Raw genomic sequence first — 21,209 nt, forward strand, 5'->3', positions numbered from 1 at the left:
TGCCTGAACATGCTGTAGCGTCCCGCATTCAGCCACGGGTGGCGATGCGGCCGAACAGCGGTACCCGCAGCCACCGATGCTGGCGATGCAGATGCACTACGAGAAATCCGAATGATGCGCCCAGCAGGGTTGGGGGCATTTCGCTGTGAACCCTGCGTGGATGTGGCTAGAAGTCGCCCGGCTCGAGTTCGGTAAAACAGAACCAGTTCCGGACTACCTGCGCCATCTGACGCGGTTCCGACCGGTTCGCTGCGTTCAGCGCGCGCGTCTCCGCCTCTCGGACGAAGTCGTACGCTACATCGTCCAGTGACGAGATACCGTGTCCCCCTCCCCCGGCGGCTGAACCTGGAAAGTCACCGGTCTGCTGCAAAGAGGCTGCGAACGTGAGTATCCCCACGATTCTTGTGTGATCTTCTTGTCTGTAGAAATCGCATCGACCGGTCGCGCAGTTGCGGTACACGTCATAGACGGCGTCGCGAAATACGAGTGCCGGTGGCATCTTCCATCTGCCGGGGTTGTTGTGGTAGTCCAACGATTGTACGAATAGTGTCCCGGCAAAGTTGCCAGCTGTGTGTAGTTTTTCTGCGCAGGACCGTGCGCTAGTGGTGTAGCTCGCGGCTGATGATGCAGCAATAGCGAAGAGGCCGAGGACGATCGAGACGATCACACCCACGGCGGCCCAGCCTTCCCAGCTGTGCAGGCCGCGGCTGGGAGAGGGCTCGTATCGCGGGTCCGGCTCTTCGCCGGATTCGGGTTCTGACACCGACCGATCGTATGTGTCGATCCTGTGGGCGCAACACGTCGGCAAAGACAGTCGAGCACACGGTGGATACGAGAACTGCTGCTGCACAAGGGCAACCGAGAATTCGTTCCGGCAGGCTCGAATAGCAAACTCGATGTGGATGGCAGGGTGGAAACGAGGACTTGCGGCGGTTCTCGGCTGGTGTCGGGCTGTGCACCGAATAGCGAATCAAGGCTTAAAGGCGCGCAGGTAGGCGGCGGCATTGGCGGCCAGTGTCGGTGAGTTGGTGCCGGTGGCTTCGACATGGAGCAGGCTGTCGTTGTTGACGGTCGTCCCGGTTGCGGTGACGGTCGCGGTAGCGCTGCCTCCGAATCCTGCTGCGGAGGCAGCGCTGCCCGTTGCCACGGCGACGCCGTCCAGGAACAGGCGCAGCGTCACGGTGTGGCTGACAAAGCTTCCAGACGGCGTGCTGAAGGGAATCGAGCAGGTCAGGAATACGCCTGTTCCGGCGAACGGGATGACTACCTTGTTCGAGGTGACGACGGTGCCGGGGTAGGCGGGGTCGGCTGCCCAGCCGGTGACTTGGCCGTAGGTGCCGCCAACGGCGTAGGAGCCGTTGCGGTAGGCGCTGGCCGGGGTGAACACCGCGGTCCAGATCTCTGTGGTGCCGATGCTGATCTTCTTGATGTCGGTGGAGCCGATGGAGACCTTGGGGATGGCGGTCGTGGGTGAGGACAGGGCCATTACGCGGTCCTGAAGTAGATGGTGTTGCTGTCCTTGCTGCCGATCGCGGTGTACTGGGCCTCGGTGCCGACCCACAGGGTCAGGGTGCGGGCACCCGAATTGTCGCTGCCTGCTACGTATCCGGTAGCGAGCTTGGACAGGGCGATGGCGGCTGCCGTGGCGATCGACGTGTTGGTGACCGATCCGGCGGTTGGTGTGCGCGTATCCGAAAGGCGTGTGTCGTCACCGGCGGCGGCCGTGGTCGAGGTGGTGCCGAGGGCCAGGCTCGAGGTGCCGGCGCCGATCGCGCTGCGCGCCGCTGAGGCTGACGCTGCGGTGAGCACCGATCGTCCGGTCACGGTGGAGTCGGTGATGTCGGCTGCGGTGGTGGTCACCGTGCCGGTGCGGCCGTTGACCGAGGAGACGGGCGAGCCGGGGTAGACGCGCTCTCTCCAATTCGCGAGGGTGCTCGACGGTTCGGCGATCAGCTGCCAGTCGGTGTTGGTGTCGGTGCGGGTGCACCAGTCACCGCGTTGACCGGTCAGAGCGAGCATGGATGTCTGGTTGGCGACCGCGCCGAGGAATTCGGTGAGCGCGACGGCGGGGATGATGCTCGCGGGTAGCTTGCCGCTTCCGTCGACCTGGACCGCGGTGTCGGCCAAGCCGAGGCTGGTCTGCACTGCGGAGGTCATGTCGGACTTGGGGATGCCGGGGCCGGGTTTCTGGTAAGCGCTGTCGGCTTTGCTGAGGCTGGTGGTGACCGCGGAGGCGAGATCGCTGCTCGGGATGCCGGGTGCGGGTTTGGTGTATTTCGCGGTGACCGCGGAGAGGTCGGCCTTGTCGGCCCATCCGGTGACGAAGGGGTGTTCGAAGGTGCCGCCGAGTTCGCCGGGTGTGCTGCCGGGCAGCATGACACCGCCTTTGATGGTGGCCTCGGCGTTGGGGATGCCGGTACCGACGGTTTCGGCGGCGGCCTCGGCGGAGGCTTGGGCATCGGCGGCCGAGTCCGCGGCAGCGGTTTCGGAGGCTGCGGCAGCACCAGCGGAGGTGGATGCGTTGTCGCGTGCGGTTTCGGCGTCATCGCGCGCCGTCGCTGCGATGCTGGCGGACGCTGCGGCAGCGGTGGCGCTGGTCTGCGCGCCGTCGCGCGCGGTCCCTGCGGTGGTGGCCGAGGCTGCGGCGGCAGTTGCTGAGGTGGAGGCCGATTCGGCGGCGGTGGCAGCCCCGTCGGCGGAGGCGTCTGCGGTCGTCGCGGATGCTGCGGCGGCATCAGCGCTGGCGTCTGCGGCGGTCGCTGCTGCGGTGGCGGTGGCGGCATGGTCGTCGGCTGCGTCAGCGGCTGTGACCGCGGTGGCGCGCGCGGTCTCGGCAGCGGTGGCGCTGGCAGCGGCGGCGACTGCGGAGCTGGTGGCGGCGGTGAGGGCTGGGACGGCGACATCGACGATCGTCGGCGACTGGGTCATCGTGAGCCGGAATCCGGAGCTCGTGGCGATGACCGACTCGATTCCGCGGCCGGGGTCACCGGTGTCACCCTTGACCTCGAGGCCGTCGCCGTCGTCGGGCCAGTCGAAGCCCGACCACATGTAGACGAGTTTGTCGGCCATCACCAGATAGCCCTGTCCCGCATCGGATTCGGTCAGGTCTTCGGGTAGTCCGGCATAGTTGGCGACCACTCCTGCCAGGTTCAGGCCGCGCCCGTCGCGTCCGGTGATGGGTACCAAGATCCCCGAAGGCATCTGCGCGCCGGTGCCGAGACTGGGCGCGCTCGGCGGTAGGCCAATGATGAAATCGGTCATCTGTCCACCTTCCAGCGTTTGACGCGCCCCTGCGCAAGGTTGATCGGCTGCGCTGTCGGTGACGGCCGAAACATGAAGTAGAACGGGTCGCGGTCGGCGACTTCGGCCGCATCGGTGACAGTGATGTCAAGGTTGGCGTATTCGGCGAGGATGTCGAAGTCCCATCGCATCGAGGCGCTTTCCGGTCCGACGAGTAGATAGAGTTCCGCGCCGGCGGGAAAAGGGTCCACGCCGTCGCCCCATCGGAACTGCCATTCCAAACCGGAATGCTGTCGTAAGTGCAGAGTGCCTTTGAGTGGTTCGTCGCCGATTCTGAATATGTTCATGGCTTGGACCGCCATTCCGGGTCGTCGGCGTCCATCGCGGCGTACAGCTCGTCCATGAAGCATCCTTCTGGGCCGGACTTGCACATCATCAGCCACAGGTCGCCGTAGGGGTCGATCCGCTTGAGCGCCAACATGTCTCGCTCGATCTCGCGAATGTAGGCAATGACCGCGGTGTTACAGGGCGCGGTGGTAGGCATTCCGACAGGGTCGTAGTACGGATCGCACTCCCTTACCGCGGCGTACAGCGTCGGGACGGCGAATTCGTGGATGTAGGCGCGGGCGGCGTCGAGGTTGGTGTGTCCGATGTAGCGTCGTGCCCCGAATCCGTCGTAGGCGTTCGCGACCAGGAACGCCTTGATGTTCTTCAATTTGTCGGTCACGTCTTACCTCAGAACCAGGAACGGGAGTTTGTCGCTACTGCCGTAGTTCAGCGACGATTCGGTGATCGTCGACGGGATCGTCGTGGTCGACCCGAAGTAGCAGTAGTTCTTGCGGGGGAACATGGTCACCGGCGGGTTGAGGTCGGTCAGCGTGGTGCACATCAGGCTCGAGCAGGTCTGGAAGGCGTTGGTGACCTGGAGCAGTCCGACGCCGAAGATGTCGTTCTGCGCTGCGGTGATGACGGTGCCGAGGTTGAATCGGTACTCGGTGTTGGTGGCGGTCATCGATCCCTTGAGGTCCACGGCGGCCGAGATCGGGTTGAGTAGTGTCAGTGCGCCGGTGGTGCGGTTGACGGAGAACACGCCTATCACGAACTTCTGGATGCCGAGGAAGGTCACGGCATCGCCGGTGATGAACCCGACCTCGGTGTAGGTGCGGTTCTTCGCGGCCGAGATGTAGGCGATCTCGAGGGTGTTGCCGCCGTTGCCCGCGGGTTTGTACTGCGGGGTGGCACCCATGCGATGGGTGTGGCTGGAGTCGCCGCTGCCGCCCGAGGAGGTCGCGCTCGCCGCGCCGTAGGTCAGCTGCGAGCGCGGGAACGTCGAGTCCTCGTTGGCCAGGATCGTCTGCCACAGCGGGCTGCCGACCGGGATCTGTGACAGCGATGGTTTGGTGCTGAGCGGGTCTTCGACATGGTCGACGAAGTTCGACCGCGCACGCCCCATCGCCAGGCTGATGCCGCCGGTCATGATCGAGATCGCGGTGTCCTCGGTCATGTCGAACCCGAATCCCGATCCCCACCGATAGGCGGCGTCGTCATCGGGTTCGCCGACCGGATAGGTCATGTCAGCCCGCCTTCTCTGCGGTAGGCGGCGAGTTCGGCGCGCAGGGCCGCGACTTCGACCATCGCGTCGGCGAGTTGAGTCTTGGTGTCGGCCAGTTCGGTGCGTAGCTCCGACAGCTCGGATTGGTGGCGTGCGGCATCGGCTGAACTCTGGCGCAGGACGCTGTCGAGCTGAGCGGCGACACCGGCCAGCTGGATCGACAACATCTGGTTGCGTTGGTCGTTGAGCAGTTGAGCGGCGACCTCGATCCGGGCGCGGCGTTCGATGCGCTTCTCTTTGAAACCCGAGACGAACCTGAAGATCGGCGCGATGATCTCACGCACCTTCGGGACCGCTGTGGCCAGCGCGGTAACGATCGCGACGCCGATCATCGCCCACACCACCCACGGATGGTTCTCGGGGCTCACGCGATCACTCTGCGGTCTTGGCGCGAATCGCCTCGCCGGAGATGTTCTGCAACAGCGAGATCAGCGCGGCGCCGGCCGCAGCGGAGACCGCGAACTTCCAGTCGACGCCGAGCAAATTCGTGGTGTCGAGCAATACCGCCGAGCCCAGCGCCTGAGCGAACGTGCGTGCGGCGCGCTTGCCGGCGTCGATCAATCCGGCTTTGGTGAAGAAATCAGCCATGGTCATCAGTCCTTCGGGTCGACGCTGGGAGAAGTGGTGGTGCAGGCGGCATGACACCCTTGCTCGCGGTTCTGGGGGGCGAGGGCTGCGAGTTTGGCGTCGATCTCGCGGACGTAGTCCATGAGCTTGCCGTGATAGACCTCGTCTGCGGGCTTGTCGGCGCGCAAATCATGGAGGCTGGGCAGGCCGGGCTCGTCGCCCTTGTCGCGGCCACCGAGGATGTGCTCACGAATGTCCTTGACGTCGGAGCCGATCGGGCCGACGTAGGTCTGCAAGCATTCGAAGATCAGCGTCTTGAGCTGTTCGGGCGTATAGGGCATGTCATTCTCCCGGGATGAGAAGAGGGATTCGAGTTCCAGGCGGGTGCCACGGAAGGCGTCTACGTCGAGGGAGAATCCGGCGACTCGTCCTTTGTCGGAGAACTGGAGGATCGCGACGTGGTTGCCGCCGTAGGGCTCCCAACCGGGTGAGGTGTCGCCTGGGTAGAGCGCGCTGGCCACGTCCGAGCCGTTGACGTAGCGGCTGGCCATCAGTGGCGCGAGCCCGGACAGATCGGGGCGGCCGAGATGGGTATCCCAATACCAGCGGGGCAGGTAGGTGAGGTTGACGCGGTAACCCAGCGCGGTGAGTTCGGAGGCGACCGCGCCTGCGAGGTCGGGGTTGCCGGAGCCGATCTCGACATCGAGCATCACGGGAATGCCGCGATCGGGCTCGACGCTGGCGTAGTAGTGAGCCTGTGCGCCGGGATCACCCTCTCGCACATAGATGTAGGCACCGAACAGCAGTCCGGCCGCGCGCGCGCCGTCGCGCTGCTCGTAGTAGGCCGGGTTGGTGTAGTCGCTGCCCTCGGTCGCTTTGGCCAGCACGAAGCTGAAGCCCTCGGCCGCGACCTGCCACAGATCCAATCCCCGCTGATAGGAGGCGATGTCGATGCCCCACCACAGCATCTGCCCCGGCGCCGGAATATCGGGAGTCGGTGTGGGTTGTCCGGCCGGCGGGGTCGGCAACCAGCCCATCGGGTCGATCTGGGATCCGGCGCGCCACACGGTCGGATGCACTTCGAAATGCAGGTGTGGCCCGGTGGATCCACCGTTCGCGCCGACGAAGGCGATGACCTGTCCGGCGCTCACCTTGGAGCCGACGCGCAGGCCGGTGGCGAACGCGTCCCACATATGGCCGTAAACCGTAGTGCCGCCGCCGACTTGGGCGGGGTGGTCGACCACGATCCATTGTCCGAAGCCGGAAGCGGCGCCGATGTAGACGACGGTGCCGTCGGCGGCGGCCAGGATCTCGGTGCCGTCGGCGGCGGCGAAGTCCAGGCCGTAGTGCATCTCGCCCCAGCGGGGGCCGAAGGGTGAGGACAGCACATAGGTGCCCTCGCGCATGGGCATAACACGATGAGTGGTCAACGAAAAGCTCCCGGACAGATGGGCCGCCGCGCAGAAGGGGCGGAGAGCGACGCCGAAGCCGCCACGTGTGGAGAACCGGCCCGCCGCTGCTGCGGAAACCGCGGGAAGCGGAACGGCGGGCTCGGTCTGACCTCATTATCGGATGGGCCGAAGAGGTCCGCCAGACTATTCGTCGAGCACCCGAGCGTAATTCGGCGGCGTCGGCGGGTCGGGAATATCGCCACGCTGGCGGAATGCGTCCAGTAGTGCGCCGCGTTCTTCCGGCGTCAATCGGTTGATGTCGGGCAGACTGAATCGAGGCGGCGGCGCGGTGCCCATCTTCACCCATGCCGAGGCCGGGTTGTAGTGCGATTGCTGTCCCCGGAACGGGCGCTGGAATTTCTTGGTCTGCTGGGGGATGTCGGAGATGTCGACCTTGCCGTGCGCGTCCGCCTTGGCAGCAAGATAGGGGCCGAAGACATATCCGAGTTCGACCAGGTGTCGGGAGATCGCGGCGGCCCACTGGGGCGGGATCGACGTTCCAGCGTGTGCGCCTGCCCCGACCCCGGGAACATTGCGCAGTGCCCACGCGAAATGTTCCTCGGGGTTTTCCATGTCGGAGTTTTCCAACAGTTTGAATCCCATGCGGGTTTTCCTCTATTCAGTTGTCACAGCACGCCCAGGTCTTGAATGAGCGAGATGGTTTCCTGTAGCGCTTCGAACGCGCGTACGACCGGGTCGCGGTTTTCGCGGCTGCCCAATGCGACAGTCCACGTCGGCGCGGTGTCGCGGTCCCATTTCAATGTAACCTGGACGACCCGATTGACGAATATCTTTCCCGGCGGCATCCCGCGGACCGTCGTGCCGACGCGGTCGCCCAGATAAAAATGGCCGTAACCCTGGGCACCTATGAGGAATGGCGCCCCGTCGACGATGGTCGCCTCGTGGCGTACTTGCTGCGATGTGGCGTACATGCCCGCGCGCATCGTGAGCAGCCAGCCCAGAGTGTAGGCGCGGTCTCCGACGGCGTAGTGCTCGTGGTAGTGGCTCCATCCCAGCTTTTGGGCCCGGTTGATGTTCTTCCACTTGCCGAACGCCAGAATCGTGTTGTGGTTCCAGAAACCGCCTGCGGCACTGTAGTTTTCGAAACCCGGGACATGCAGGTCGTAGAAGTCCTGCTCGCCGCGGGATTCGATGGAGACGATGCGGGCATGGTGCACCGCCGCGCCTTCGCCGATGCCGACGTAGTCCTGGTCGGGCACCGGTTGGGACAGGGTCAGGGGGCGGGTGAACGCCCGCGGGATCCGGTCGTGGTCGGCGACGGCGAGGGTGTCGCCCGGATGCAGTAATTGCGCACGTGTCCAGCCGTTTTCGGTGAGGAACCGGTGCTGTCCGGTGACTGTGATAGCGCGACCGTCTTCGAGGGTGAGTTCGAACAGTTCGGCGCTGCCCTTCTTGAACGCGAGCGAGGCCATCGCGGCGACGCGCTCGCCGGTGGAGGTGATCGACCACACCCGGAACGGAGCCCCCAGTACGGCAAGAGAGTCGATCCGCTGCGCACCGTCAGGGCCGTCGATCAGAGTGTCCCCCGATAGGCAGTCGGTGTACAGCGGGCGTAGCAGTTGCTCCAAGCTGCCACCGATCGGTGGTATGACCACTGCTGCGGCAATCGCATCGCCCGCAGCCTCGATCCCTGCCCCCACCAGCTCATTCACGTACGGCATGGACTTCCCGCCAGCCACCACTCCGACGTCGGTGGCGGGCTGCACTGTGAACTCCGAGGTCTGGATTCCGGTGTGCGGGCTGTCGCGCAGGATCACCCACGGCGCTTCGGGCAACGTGCCCTTGAAGTCGGGGTCGAGGTAGGGGGCGGGCGGGTCGACGTTGGGGTCGTCGATGATGTCGATACCGGCGTCGAGGCCGTCGTCGTCGATACCGATGACCGCCTTGACCAGACCGTCGAAGAGATTGCCGAAGAAGCTGGTGAGCCCGTAGGCACCGGATTTGTCGACCAGGTCGATCACCAAGCAGCCGTGGCGCAAGTTGGCGCCGGGCCACGGATCGGGATCGCCATTCAAATAGCGGCGGAAGGTCCATGTGACTTGGGCGTCTGCACAGATCTTCTTGCTGGCCTCGTACAGCGATTTCATGCGCGACACGACCAGCGCCGGCAGGGATTGGTCGTTGTCGAATATTCCGGGCGCGACAACCATCGACCAGTTGCTCTGATCGAAGTCGAACCAGCCCGACGGATCGAGGGGGTCATCGGGCAGTGACCAGAGTGAGGACTCGACCCTCATGATGTTGACGAGGGCGGTCAACTTCAGGCCGGAAATCGCTGGCAGGAAAACGGCCCACTGCTTCGGGAATTGCAGCTCCGGGGGCAGCGCAGGGTTGGGGTAGCAGATCAGGTGCTTGAGTTCTTCGAAGTCATGCTTGAATGTCATGACGAGCACTCCGGTGCCGTCTGCTTCGGTTCGGACGTTGAATTCCGCCATCCGCCCGCTCCAGCGAATGCCGTCCTTGTCCACTGTGAGATGGATGTTGTCGAGGCGGTTGTCTACATCGACGACCCACTCGCTGATGTAGTAGTCCATCGGCAATTCGAGAATCGCCATGCCGGTTTCGCCGTCGATCTCGGTGCATTCGACCGACATCACACGGGCGACACGGCCGCGCAGATTCCAGTCGCCGTCCCACAAACGCAGCAGCGGCGGCATCAGACGCCATTGACGCTCGGATTCGATCGCGGCTTCGAATTCGGCGAGCACGGAATCGAAATCCAGGGTGGTGGTCATTCCAGCCCCCACGGACGTGACCAGCCGCGTGTGCAGCGCACCTGGATTCCGACGCCGACGGTCGCGTTGGAAACCGCGACCGGCAGCACCGTCGGTGGCAGATACGGCGGCAGCGGGTAGTTGAAGGTGACGCCGTTCATCAGCGACCAGACTTGGGTACCGGCCGGGTCGCGCAACATCTCCTCGAACGGATCGGTGTTGATCAGGAAGGTCTGGCCCGCCGCTTGCAGCGGCATGACGATCTGCCGGTTAGCGTCAGCGACAGCGCGTTTGAACACGTTGCTGCCCAGGCTCAGGTCCGGCACCGTCCAGCGCGCGCCGCCTTGCAGCACCCACCGCATCCACAGTTCATTGTCTGTCGGATTCGAGACGGTGACCGAACCTGTTCCCGCGGTGCCGGATTCGAGCACCCAGGAATCAGTTTGATCCTCGGCCTCGTACCACCAGGGGTCCGAGGCGATCACGGTCATGACCACACGCGCGGACTGGGTGATCTGCGGGTCGCGCTCAGGTTTGAACATCGGCTGCTCGCCGAGGCGGACTTTCAGATAGCGGCGCCCCGATTCCTCGGTCTCGATCCACAGCTTGGAGTCGCGCTCGTAAGACCAGGCTTTGCGCCAGCGCGAGTCGTTGAAAAGCCAGGTTTCGCCCGATTCTCGGCCGACCCAGACCCCGAAGGTGATGTCGCGTTGTAGATTTCGCTTGCCTCGGTAGGTCGAGCCGATCTGGTGTGCGTGGGAGGTGTAGATGGTGCGCACCGGAGCGTCGTAGATGCCTTCGACGTCGGTCCCTAGCAGCACACCCTCGGCCCCCATGCCGCGCCCGGATAAGGTGATCAGGTCACCGTCGGGGCTCTCCAGCTGGACGAGCGTGCGATTCTCCATCAGACCTTCCTCTATTCGGTTGTGGTGGTACGAGATTCAGACGCCGCGGCGCATGAATGCCATCGAGTCCTGGCGTTGGCGGATGGCGTTCTTGCGCATCGCCTCGTCCATGTCGGCGACGTGGTAGTGGATGTGCTCCTCGACCACGCGTGGGCTGTTGCCGATCGCCTCGTTGACCTTTTTCTGGATGTACTCCACACCCAGGTTCTTGTCGTCGTTGCGGTGGATCTTCACCGCCTGGGACAGGACGCCCTCGCCGGTGATTCCCAGGTCGGAGGTGAGCTGGTTCCAGTTCGCCTCGGCGAAGCCTTTACCAGCCTTGTCGAAGATCTTCTGGTAGTGCTCGGGCTTGCGAATCTCCATCGCGGCAGCCAGATATGGGTCGGGTGTCTCGGTCGCCGAGGGCACCAGGCCCTGATCGGCCGGGGACACCGGGTCGACCCAGTCCGGCACAGCGGCACCAGGATCGGCCATTGTCGCCTGCTTGGTCGGGTCGGTCTCACTGGCGAGCCCATCCCCTGCGCCAGTGTCGGTGTCGGTGTCGGTGCCGGTGCCGGACTTCTGGGCAGACTTAGCCTTGTCGTTCCCGCCCGCCAGCCCCCGAATGCGCATGGCGATCGCGGCAGCGACTTTGCTCAGCTGGTCGACGAACTCGTTCGGCCCGGTCGGGATCGTGAACTTCAAGCCCGGAACCATGCCCGCCAGCCACTGAAGCTGCCCGATCATGGTTTGCCACGCCTCGTTGGTGAAGACCGGTTCGCGCTTGCCGCTCATGTTCCAGCCGACCGCGCCGTTCTCCAGCCAGCCGCCCTGGTCGTAACCGTGGCCCTTGCCCCACATCGAACCCAGGTCGTCGCCCCAGCGCGACCGGTAGTAGCGCAGCGCCGCGGAGATGTTCGCGTCCGGGTTCGTGCGGTCATTCGGCAACGCCGGGTTGCGGTACGCGGCAAAGGTTCCCGGGATGATCTGGAGCAGGCCGACACCCTCGTTGCCGCCACTGTTGATATCCTGCACCGTCTGCACGATGTTCGGATCACCGTGGGACTCGGTGTCGATCTGGGCTTCGGTCAGCGCGATGTTGCGTTCGTTGACCTCCCAGCCCTCGCGCTTGAGCGCCGCGATGATCTGCGGTCGCCACTGACGCGCACCAGCCGACACGTCGAACGCGGTATCACCGGCGTCCATGGAGGATTGCGACAGCATCGACTGCACCGCGCCCAGGACCTGGTCGAACATCGACGGGGCGACCTGATCCATCCCGGCCTGGCCCGGGGTCATCGACTGACGCATCATCGCCAGCGGGTCGAGCAGCTTCTCCCGCACGAGTTCGCCGATATTGCCCAGCCCGTTGGAGCCCAGCGCGGGCATCACCGTATTGCCCAGCTCGCCGAGCGCGCGGGCCAGCGCGACATGCACATGGTTGCCGTGCTCTGCCATGGTGCCCGCCCCGTAGGTCGACATGCCGTCACCGACATCGCGCATGTTCTTCACGTTGTGCGCGAACGGGTGATGGATCAGCTCCAGGGTGTTGGACAGGAAGTTGGAGCGGATCCACGCCGCTAGCTGCCGCATCTCCGGCGTCGAGGACTGCCCGTTGGAGAAGTCCGCGGCTTGGCCGGTCGAGTGGTAGCCGTTGTCTGTGTAGCGCAAGCCCGAGGTGAGCGACATGTTCGGCCAGCGTTCGGCTACCGCGGACTGCATCGAATCGACGATGCCGCCGTTGGAGTAGGCACCCTGGATCCGCTGCACCGCGGGCACGCCACCGCGACGGGCGGCGTCGTTGACCGAATGCACCCATTCTGGTCCGTAGGCGCGCACGACCTCCGGTCGGATGATGCCCTCGCCCTTGCCGACGGCGATGACACGGTCGTCGACGCCGGGCTGGTAGCCGGGGATGACACCGCCGCGGTAGTAGCCCGGGATCCCGGGGATGGTTGTGGTCCATTCCGCCAGCGCGGGTAGAATCTTGCGGACCTCGTTCCAGGCGTTCTTCAGCGCGCCGTTGAAGACATTGTCGATCAGCCACTTGATCGGTTCTGCGACAGCACGTTTCATGCCGTCGAAAGCTGTCGTGGCGCCGGTCGTGGTTGTGGAGAACTTGGCGACCATCTCATCGAGCCCGCGCACCAGGCTCGGCAGCATCACCTCGGTGATCTCGCGTGCGTCCTCGCTCATGACCGGGCGCAACTTGGACCAGTCCGACAGCGCGCCGTCGGCGATGCTGTCTCGGAACACCACACCCAGGCCCTGGATCGCGCCGACCAGCTGCTCGAGTTTCGGGGTCGCACCCAGGACCGCGTCGACCAGAGCGGTACCCATCCGGGTCGCTTTATCGGTCGCGCCGTCGAAGGCCGGGGTCAGGCGATCCCTATACCCAGCATCCACCGCGTCGACGTAGTCGTGGTACGCCTTGAGCGAGCCGGAATAGTCCGGTACCGCCATCGCGACCGGCACGGTTTTGGCCGGCGCGGGTGTCGTCGCAGCCGCCGGTGCCGCAGGTGCCGGTGCCGCAGGAACACCGAGCAAGCCGGGAAGCATCGGCGCGGAGGGCGTCGCCGGTGTGGCAGGCGCTGCCGGGGTCGCGGGCGTCGGCTGTCCGGCAGGTCCGGTCAGGATGCTGCCGAGGGTGCCGGGGACTATCGTCCCGGCCGTGGACTGCGCCGGGTCGGCCACCATCGGAGTCAGACCCGGTACGAGCACCGATGTCCCGGTCACCTTCGGCGGCTCGGGTGTTCCGGTCGTGGGCTTGCGGCCGGTGAACGAGGTCTCCAAGACCTGGGCGGACAGGCCCTGCTTGGTCAGCAGCGAGTCCAGCGCCGCGCCCTCGAGCCCATAGGACTCCAGCCGTTGCTGGACCGTCTTTCGGATCTCTTCTGTCGCGGCCTGGGCGGCGAGCACTGCGGATTCGGTGGAGCCGGTAGCGCGCAGGTTGGCGTCATAGGCGGCCGAGGCCAGCTCGTTGTAGCCACCACCGATATCGCGCAGGATGTTGTACAGCTCGCGACCATTGCCCGTGGTCGCGTCGAGCTCGCCACCCGAAAGCAGCTGACCGCCATTTTCGTCGAGGGTGAACCCGTTGAGCTTACTCAGATGCGCGTACGCCTGGACCCGCGCGTCGTCGAAAGTCAGGTTGTTGGAGGTCTGCCGATCCAGCGCCGAGGTGAGCTTGTCAACCGCGTCGGCGGCCTCGAGGAACCCCGACTTCATATCAGCGATCGTGCCGGTCAGTCGTGACGCGGTTTCCTTGCTGCGATCGAGAATGTCGCGCATTTTCTGGATGCGCTCCCCCGCCAGACGACCGCCTTCGCTCGCCTCGCCGATGCGGTTCTTCAGGTTCGCGAACTCCGCAGCCGTGCCGGACACGCCGCGGGTGATCTCGTCGTCGCCGAGCTCCTTGAGAGCTTCGCGCACCGCGCGGGCGGAGTCGGCGGCCCTGTCGCGAGCGGCGGCTTGGGGTGTGTGTTCCTCGCCCTTGGGGGAGGTCAGCGCCGAGGTGCCGATCAGGTCGGACATGTGCGCGCCGATGTTCCACCACGCATTGTCGTTGAACTGCTCGCCGTACTGCTGCATGAAGGTGGACTTGTTGGCGACGTCGGCGTCTAGATCCTCGCGCAGCTTCTTGACCCCGTTGAGGATCACACCGCGCACGTTCTCGTCGGAGACACCGCCGGACTGGTTGAGCGCGGCTTGAACGTCGGCCTGCCAGTTGACTGAGTATTCCGCGCGTTTGCGGATCGCGGTCTCGTGGGCCTCCCACTTGGCACTCGAATCGCTGATCGCCTTGTTCAGAACCGTCACCGCGATCAGCGCGGCGGCGATACCGACGGTGAACCAGCCGCCGATCGCGGCAGCCATGCTCGAAAGGCCGCTACCCATCCGCGACACCGCGGTCGCCGCGTTGGTCTGCATCGACCTGAAGGTGTTCCCGACACCAGTGCCAGCGGTGGTGAATGCCCTGGTGACGGTGTCCTTGGCATTGATCGCGGCCACGCCGATACCGGTGAACAGGGTGCTGGCGGCGCCGGACCCGAACAGCCTGGACAGTGTGCGCAGCGCGTACATGCCGGTCAGCGCGGTGACCAGGCCGTTGACCAGCGCCGCAGACGGCCCCCAACTGGTCAGGGCGTCAGCGAGTTTCGCTACTCCGCTGACGAGCAGGTTGATGACGTCGAGAGTGGTGCCGAGGTGGTCGACGATCGGGCCGAGCAGGTCGGCGGCGGCCGAGCCGAGCGAGCCAAGCAGGGTGGATATCCGGTCTGCGGCGTCGCCGATCTTGACGTAGATGTTGCGGATCTTCTCGGCGCCCTCAGCGGATTTGGACCAGTCCTCGAAACGCTTGGTGGCATCGACGATTCGGCCTGTCATCGAGTCGCCCTCGACGTGCAGCGCCGCGAACATGCCCCGGATTCCGCCCGCGACATTGGCGATGATGTGGCCCCACTCGACCATCTTGTCGATGCCGCGGTCGATCGAGGCGTTCAGCTCGCCGGACTCCTTGGCCAGGCTCAGTCGCGCCGACCATTTGTCAGCGGCCTTGTCGATCTCCTGGCCGAGCTTGGGCAGCACGGCAGACCCCGCAGTGGTGAGGTCGACGAAGATCCTGGTCAATGGGGCCGCGGCGTTGGCCAGACCGCTCATGAGCCCGTGGGTGTTGGCAAGGAACGTGGCATAGTTGCTTTTGGTTTCCGGCGAGGACAGCACCGCCAGCGAGTTCTTCAAGCCGGTGCTGATCTCGCCGTTGATCGCCGCGAAACCGAGCTTGATCAAAGGCAATTGGGCATCGGCGAACTTCTGCAATGCCGGACCGAGCCCGTCGGTGAGCGCATCCTGTGCCGCGAATTTGACGTCGGTGAGCGCCGGTTTGATGGCGATCAGGTCGTTGACCAGCCCTTGGGCGTTCGGGGACAGTTTCTTCATCAGCTCGGCGAGCTTTTGATCCTCGCTGGTTCCTCGCGCGATCTCGCGGGCAGCTTCGGCGACCTTCTCCTGGGCCTGCACAACCCGCTCGGCCGCGTCGGCATTGGCTTTGGCGACCTGATTGGCGGTATCGGAGGCTGCGGTCTGGGCCTCGACGATCGCATCACGCGAATCGGCGAGTGCTTCTTTCGCCGATACGACGCTGTCGTCGCCTTCGACACCCTTTTGGTTGGTTTCGGCTGCCTCGGAGCGCTTTCGGGCATTGTCGCGGCGGACCTGGTCGAGGTTGAAGTCGGCTTCGTCTCGGGCCTGGATCGCTTCGGCGACATCGAGTGCGGTCACACCGTCACCGCCGCGAGAGAACAGATCCTGGAGGTTCTGGCGCGCACGTTGAGCGGCGAGCACCGCGCCGCGCTCGTCCAGGGCGGTACCGCGCAAGGCGTCGTTGACGGCTCGGATCCGGTCGACCGCGGCCTTGCGGGCGTCGTTGAGCGACTTCTGTGCGCGCTCGGAGGACTTGAGCGCGGACTGCACCGACTTCTCGGCGCTGGCCAGTTGCCGTTGCCCTGACAGATAGGTGTCGCCTGCCGATTCGCGGGCGTCGTCGAGTGAGCGTTGCGCGTCACGTTCGCGTTCGAGTAGGTCCAGGCGTGCTTCGCCGTCCTGGTTTGCAGCTTCGAATGCCGCTTTTACCGCGCCGCCGACACCAGAGAAGCCGAGGGCCATCGCGGCGATGCCGGTGCCGACCGCCACCAGAACCGCGGGCAACGCGGCGAACACCGTCAACGCCTGGGTCGCCGAGGCGATCAGCGGCACCAGCCTGACCGCGCCCAGGGTGGCGACGGTAGCGGCGGCGGCGGTGGCGACCTGCGTGACCGACGCGAGTGAACGTCCGACGTAGATGATCTTGTTGTTGAGCGCGAGCAACTTCTGTCCGGCATTGAGGTCGACACGCTCCATCGCGCGCGAGACCCGCCCTTGACCGACGCGCGAGCGCAGATTCTTGGTCGTGCTACTGGCAAGGTCGTCGGCGTTGGTGCGGCGGTAGAGTGTTTCTTTGAGCCGCGCCTCATGTTCGACCGATGCTTGCTGAGCCTTGTTGTATGCCTCGATCAGCGCATTGCGGTGCGCCTGGTCCTTGAAGCCGTCCTCTGTCGCGTTGTTCAGCTCTATCGTCGTATGGATGCGCCGCTGCTCTATGGCGTCGGAGCGCTCCATCAGCGCCTGGTAGGCGACCTCGATGCGGTCACGCTCGGTTCCGGCGTTCACCGCGGCCTTGATCGCCTTTTGATCCTTGGGCAGTACCGCGCGGCCTCGGCCGTTCTTCTGCCGCAGTCGACCTGCCAGCTGGGTGATGGTCAAGCGGTCGTAGGAGTCGGCGTCGCCCGTTTGGCCCGGCGCCCGATACCTGGACTCGAAATACTGTTCGTGGACCTTCTCGGAGATCTTGGCGACTTCGTCGGTGCTGTAATGCAGACGCTTGGCAACCTGCTCGAAGTTGCGTTTCGATTCGTTCACACCGCGTTCGATGTTGTCACGCTGAGTCTTGACGGTGTCGATGTCGCGCGCCAACCGGAACATCGTCGTCTCGTGTTTGCCGACTCGGTCCGCCGCGGCGCGGCGGGTTCTCTTGTCGGACTTGGGGTCGGCCTCGATCAGGGCCTGCACGTCCAAGGCTGCGGCGTGGGCTTTGCGGGTCTGAGCCAGGCGCTCGTTGTAGGCGTGAAGCTTCTGCCCTGCCGTGTCCAGGGATCGCGCCAGAGTCCGCCAGTCGGCCGCGTACTTCTTGGCCTCCATCGAGGTGGCGTCAGTGTCTCCGATCGCCTTCTCGGCTCGTCTGACATTTCGGGTCGCGCCGCTGCTGTCGCCATCGACACCACCGGTCAGGCCCTTCTTGAGGCGCTTGCTGGCCTTGTCGCCCAGTCGTGCGCGGGCGTTGTCGCGGCGAACATGTAGGGCTTCCAGCTCCTTGGCCAGCCGCTCCTGCTCAGCGGCCAGCTCCCGAGCCCGCGTCAGCTCGTTGTCGTGGCGTTTCTTGTCGGCGGCTGCCTTGCGCTCGTCGCGGACTTTGTCTGCCGTCGCCCTTCGTTGTGCGGCCTGTTCCTGCCCAAGGGCGAACAGCGCCGCCTTGCGTTCGAGCTGACGCGCGGTGGTGGCGTCCGCGCGGGCCTTGGCGCGCTCGGCGGCTTCGGCGGTCTTCTCGGCCTGGGACTTTCCCGTCGCGACTTTCTTGGTGGGCTTGGGCTGGCGGTCGTGGGCGTGCTTCTTACCAGCGGAATAGCCTTCGGCGGCGGCCTTGGCGGCGGCGAATCCGGCCGCGTAGTGAGCCTTCTTGTCGACCTCGGCGGTGATCTCGGTGGTCGTGACCTCACGCCCTGCCGCGTCTTGACGCATCCCCTGCACCGCGGAGGCGACCTTCTTGCGAAGCGTCCTCTCGAACTTGCTGAGGTCAGGACTCACCACAATTTTGACGTGACCTGCGGTTAAGCTCATGGCGTGACCTCGGGGGTGGCGGGGGCGAAGCCCATTTCGGCTAGGGCGACATCGACTTGCGCGTCGTCGTCGGCGGCGGTGTGACGAGCGCGCACGACCTCGATGGCAGGGACCGGCCGCGGAATGTATTGCGGCTTCGGGAGGGTCTTGCCTTCGGGCAGATTGACCCCGATCAGCGTCAGCTGCAATTGCTGGATGTAGTCGGCGATCATCATCAGCATCTGCACTTGCAGGTCATGACCGGCAGACGAGGACGGTTCGAGCTTCGGGGATTCGACTGTGTCGCCAGCTTTTTCGGCGGCTTCGCGCTCCTCCGCGAAACGACGCTCGGCCACGTCGAAGTCCATTTCGATGTCGGCCTGATAGCGCGAACCGGCGGGCAGTTGCTTGAGGAAGCGGCCCAGTTTCGACCACGGTAGATGCCCGCGGAAAAAATCGAGGAGATCCACATTCCAGTAGGCGTGCAGATCCCATTCGATCGCCTCGTAATGCCGGTCGAGAAGCGCTACGAGGCCGACGCGCCCCCCGGGAAATCCTCGGCACCCTCGCCCGCGCCGTCGGTGAAGTGCTGGTTGATTTCGTCTATGAGCGCCAGGGTGACCTCGATCGGCTCATCCCGGATCGCGATCCACACCGCACCGAATACGTCCGCGCCGACCAGCGCCTCGAGCATCGGAATGAGGTTGGAGATCTCGGTGTCCTCGTTCGCGGTGGTCAGCTGCGCCAGTGCCAGCGAGCGTTCCAGACCGACGGGCGCGGTGATCAGAACCGGCGGATCGCAGGCGTCGAATACATACGGCTTGTGAACCTTGAGGTTGCTCTTGGCCTCACGAACCAGCTTTGACCAGGCAGTTTCCTGGATGGCCTCCTCGACCGGTTCGTCGACGGGGATGTCGAGCACATCGCTCGGCGACACGGTGGAGGCGACCACTTTGGGAGTGACACGCTTTTTCGGGGCGGCCTTCGCAGCAGTAGGCACAGTAGCTCCTGGATTCGTTATTCAGTTGTGGGCGTGCGCGGTCGGTTACTTGCTACCAGGACGCACGGGGCGGACCGGCTTGCGGTCTGGATCTGTGGCAGCACCCTCGACAGGTTCGGCGACCGGCTCGACAGCGGGCCTCGGTGCGGGAACGGGCGTCGGTGCGGGCGCTTCTGTCTTGCTCTCAATCTTGAAGCGGTATCCGCGGCAAACAAGATTATTGGCTTCGTGTGGTGTTCCAGCGGGAACCTCGACGCCAGCGGGGTCGACCATGATGCGGGGGTAAGCGGGCATGTGATGCTCCTCGGACGAGGGGGAAACAGGGAAAGAACGAACAAGGGATGTCGCCGCCGCCGACTGGGCGCAACCCGGCGACATCCCTTGTGGTGGAAAGCGTTACGGAGTGGAGGCGATGAAGCCTGCGTCGAGGGCGCGGGCCTTCCAGCCGGGGCCGCAGAACACGGTTTTCACCGCGTAGCCCTCGTCCTCGTCCAGTTTCGCCCGGCCGGTGATCGCGTATTCGATCGCGTTCTCCTGCGACCAGGTCTGCGCGCTCACGTCGGTGACGGTGAACTTCGGGCACACCTTGATCACGTAGATGGTGTCGGTGCCCGCGCCGTCGACGCCGATGAAGATGGCGCGGTGGTAGATCACCGACGGGTCGGTCGGGTCGGTGAACTCGGTTTCACCGGTGGTGGCGTCGAATTCGACCGTCGACAGATCCCGGCCGTGGTACAGTTCCAGGTTCGCCTTGTGGGTTTCCTGGCCCGTCCATGCGATCGAGGTGTTGCGGCTGATGATGTCGGTACGTGCCGACTCCAGCAGGCCCCATGATTCGACCTCGGAGGTTTCGGTCTCCGGTGTGAAGGTCGGCGCGCCTTCCTTGCTCACGTGGCCGAGGGAGGCGTAACCCGCGGTGGCCAGGTCGACGAGCGTGCCGGCCGCGGTGGTGGTGAACGCGGTCGGGATGGCGGTTGCCATGTCCGCGAGCAGGACCGCGCCAGCCAGAGGCTTGCGGATGAGGCTCTGCTTGAGATCGCGCAGGACGGAGAAGTCAGCCATGGTCGGCTCCCTTGTTCAGTTGTGGTGGTGAAGTGTCAGGCCGCGTGCGCCTGGAGGTAGGCGGCGGCGGCGAGCAGGATGGCAGGGTCTTCGCGCATCAGTCCGAGGCCGGTGTTGCAGCCTCGACACAGCAGGGATCGGACCTGCTGCGCTCCGATGTGGCAGTGGTCGACTGCGAGCACGTCACCCTGCACGGGTGGGTGGTCGCAGATCGCGCATCTGCCATCCTGGTCGGACAGCATCTGCTGGTACTGCTCGGCAGTGATGCCGTAGCGCAGACGCAGTTTGCGCAGCGCCACACAGTCGCGGCATTGAGATTCACGGCCCGAGGCTTTGCTGCGGTTGGCGTGGAACATCTCCAACCCCAGCGATCGTGTGCACGGGCCGGTGCACCTTACTGCATTCGGAAGCTCAGCCAAAACGTCATCTCGATGAAACGGTTGTCCGAACTCAGGTTCGGATCGGCTACGGTTCCGGTTTCCTCGTCGGTGCAGTCGATCAGGATCTCGCCTACGACGGTTCGTCCCGCGTCCATCACGCGTTTGCGGACGTTGCGGGCGGTTGCCCACGCGGCGGGTCTGGTGTCGGCGACCGTGACGATCGCGACCAGGGCTCGGTCGGTGACACCGTCTCTGGTGACACCTCCCCCGATCCGGTTGACCGCGATGATCGGGAACAGCGCTGGCCATTCCTCGGGATCCGGGAGTGCGGTGCAGGTCCACCCGAGATCGTCGAGCAGCGCCATGGCGACCAGTTCGGCGTCGGGGAAGTCAGGTTCGACTATCGGCGCACTCACAGGTTGTACCGCCGTTCGATATCGGCCACGATGCTGCGCATCCGTCGGTTGTCGCCGCCCAACACGTGGTCGCCGTGGTAGCGCGGCGGGAACCCACCAGGTGGAACCCGATGTTCGGACCTCGGCCGCGGATTACGCTTGGCCAGGTTGACGTTGCCGAATTCGACTGCACCGGCGTACTTGACGCCGACTCGCAGCACACCGGCCACGCGTCCATGGGTCGACCGATAGCTGTCGAGCACGCCGATTCCGGTGGAGGTCTTGGCTTTCATGCGCCCGGTGCGCGCCTTGGCCCGCTGTAAGTACAGGATCTTCGCGGTCCGGGTGACACCGAGCAGCAGGTGTGACCATTGGGGACCGTGCAGCACCGCGTCGACGGCCGGGTTGATGTCCTTGCCGCGGTTGGACTTGCCGATGCTGTAGTAGTCGAATTCGTATTCCCTGCCTGTCAT

19 protein-coding genes are annotated in these 21,209 nt (G+C 64.9%); all 19 read right to left on the reverse strand.

Translation table 11 applies throughout. The features are described 5' to 3' along the window. Window positions 1–166: 166 nt before the first annotated feature. Window positions 167–763, reverse strand: a complete 597-nt coding sequence (locus DAT37_RS43885; protein ID WP_157978311.1) for a hypothetical protein — start codon at window positions 761–763, stop codon at window positions 167–169. Between the two features lie 207 nt (window positions 764–970). Next, on the reverse strand, window positions 971–1,486 hold the full coding sequence (locus DAT37_RS05820) for a hypothetical protein (protein WP_109523654.1): 516 nt from the start codon (window positions 1,484–1,486) through the stop codon (window positions 971–973). Next, on the reverse strand, window positions 1,486–3,261 hold the full coding sequence (locus DAT37_RS45275) for a phage upper tail fiber protein (protein WP_232839534.1): 1,776 nt from the start codon (window positions 3,259–3,261) through the stop codon (window positions 1,486–1,488). The genes DAT37_RS05820 and DAT37_RS45275 overlap by 1 nt, the downstream gene beginning before the upstream one ends. Beyond that, a complete protein-coding gene (locus DAT37_RS05830; RefSeq protein WP_456320111.1) occupies window positions 3,258–3,650 on the reverse strand; it encodes an LtfC-like domain-containing protein in 393 nt (130 codons plus the stop codon). The genes DAT37_RS45275 and DAT37_RS05830 overlap by 4 nt, the downstream gene beginning before the upstream one ends. Further along, window positions 3,584–3,967, reverse strand: coding sequence for a hypothetical protein (locus DAT37_RS05835; RefSeq protein ID WP_109523656.1), 384 nt, complete (start codon window positions 3,965–3,967; stop codon window positions 3,584–3,586). Before DAT37_RS05835 ends, DAT37_RS05830 begins: the two co-directional genes overlap by 67 nt. Window positions 3,968–3,970: 3 nt before the next feature. After that, entirely contained in the window at window positions 3,971–4,813 is an 843-nt protein-coding gene (locus DAT37_RS05840) for a hypothetical protein (protein WP_109523657.1), read from the reverse strand. Beyond that, window positions 4,810–5,220, reverse strand: coding sequence for a hypothetical protein (locus tag DAT37_RS05845; protein ID WP_109523658.1), 411 nt, complete (start codon window positions 5,218–5,220; stop codon window positions 4,810–4,812). Before DAT37_RS05845 ends, DAT37_RS05840 begins: the two co-directional genes overlap by 4 nt. A gap of 4 nt (window positions 5,221–5,224) precedes the next feature. Continuing rightward, window positions 5,225–5,440 (reverse strand): holin, encoded by a 216-nt coding sequence (locus DAT37_RS05850; protein ID WP_157978313.1) that lies wholly within the window; start codon window positions 5,438–5,440, stop codon window positions 5,225–5,227. A 5-nt stretch (window positions 5,441–5,445) separates the two neighbouring features. Further along, a complete protein-coding gene (locus DAT37_RS05855) occupies window positions 5,446–6,849 on the reverse strand; it encodes a peptidoglycan DD-metalloendopeptidase family protein (RefSeq protein WP_157978314.1) in 1,404 nt (467 codons plus the stop codon). A gap of 165 nt (window positions 6,850–7,014) precedes the next feature. Continuing rightward, window positions 7,015–7,473, reverse strand: a complete 459-nt coding sequence (locus DAT37_RS05860; RefSeq protein WP_109523661.1) for a phage gene 29 protein family protein — start codon at window positions 7,471–7,473, stop codon at window positions 7,015–7,017. A gap of 23 nt (window positions 7,474–7,496) precedes the next feature. After that, on the reverse strand, window positions 7,497–9,626 hold the full coding sequence (locus DAT37_RS05865; RefSeq protein ID WP_109523662.1) for a Gp37-like protein: 2,130 nt from the start codon (window positions 9,624–9,626) through the stop codon (window positions 7,497–7,499). Beyond that, window positions 9,623–10,510: a phage tail protein gene (locus DAT37_RS05870; RefSeq protein WP_232839535.1), complete on the reverse strand. Its 888-nt coding sequence runs from the start codon at window positions 10,508–10,510 to the stop codon at window positions 9,623–9,625. The genes DAT37_RS05865 and DAT37_RS05870 overlap by 4 nt, the downstream gene beginning before the upstream one ends. A gap of 36 nt (window positions 10,511–10,546) precedes the next feature. Then, the gene (locus tag DAT37_RS05875; RefSeq protein ID WP_157978315.1) at window positions 10,547–17,920 is read right to left on the reverse strand and encodes a transglycosylase SLT domain-containing protein; all 7,374 of its coding nucleotides are present in this window, start codon (window positions 17,918–17,920) and stop codon (window positions 10,547–10,549) included. Further along, complete coding sequence (locus DAT37_RS05885) at window positions 17,917–18,369, reverse strand: hypothetical protein (RefSeq protein ID WP_109523666.1); 453 nt, start codon at window positions 18,367–18,369, stop codon at window positions 17,917–17,919. The genes DAT37_RS05875 and DAT37_RS05885 overlap by 4 nt, the downstream gene beginning before the upstream one ends. 56 nt (window positions 18,370–18,425) lie before the next feature. After that, window positions 18,426–18,899, reverse strand: a complete 474-nt coding sequence (locus DAT37_RS05890) for a hypothetical protein (RefSeq protein ID WP_157978316.1) — start codon at window positions 18,897–18,899, stop codon at window positions 18,426–18,428. Between the two features lie 396 nt (window positions 18,900–19,295). Then, complete coding sequence (locus DAT37_RS05895) at window positions 19,296–19,961, reverse strand: phage tail tube protein (RefSeq protein WP_109523668.1); 666 nt, start codon at window positions 19,959–19,961, stop codon at window positions 19,296–19,298. A gap of 35 nt (window positions 19,962–19,996) precedes the next feature. Continuing rightward, a complete protein-coding gene (locus DAT37_RS44815; protein WP_232839575.1) occupies window positions 19,997–20,317 on the reverse strand; it encodes an endonuclease domain-containing protein in 321 nt (106 codons plus the stop codon). 38 nt (window positions 20,318–20,355) lie between these two features. Further along, window positions 20,356–20,757: a phage tail termination protein gene (locus tag DAT37_RS44820; RefSeq protein ID WP_198654117.1), complete on the reverse strand. Its 402-nt coding sequence runs from the start codon at window positions 20,755–20,757 to the stop codon at window positions 20,356–20,358. Beyond that, window positions 20,754–21,209, reverse strand: coding sequence for a hypothetical protein (locus DAT37_RS05905; RefSeq protein WP_109523670.1), 456 nt, complete (start codon window positions 21,207–21,209; stop codon window positions 20,754–20,756). The genes DAT37_RS44820 and DAT37_RS05905 overlap by 4 nt, the downstream gene beginning before the upstream one ends.

The sequence above is a fragment of the Nocardia aurea genome, from assembly GCF_003123685.1.
Classification (GTDB): Bacteria; Actinomycetota; Actinomycetes; order Mycobacteriales; family Mycobacteriaceae; genus Nocardia; species Nocardia aurea.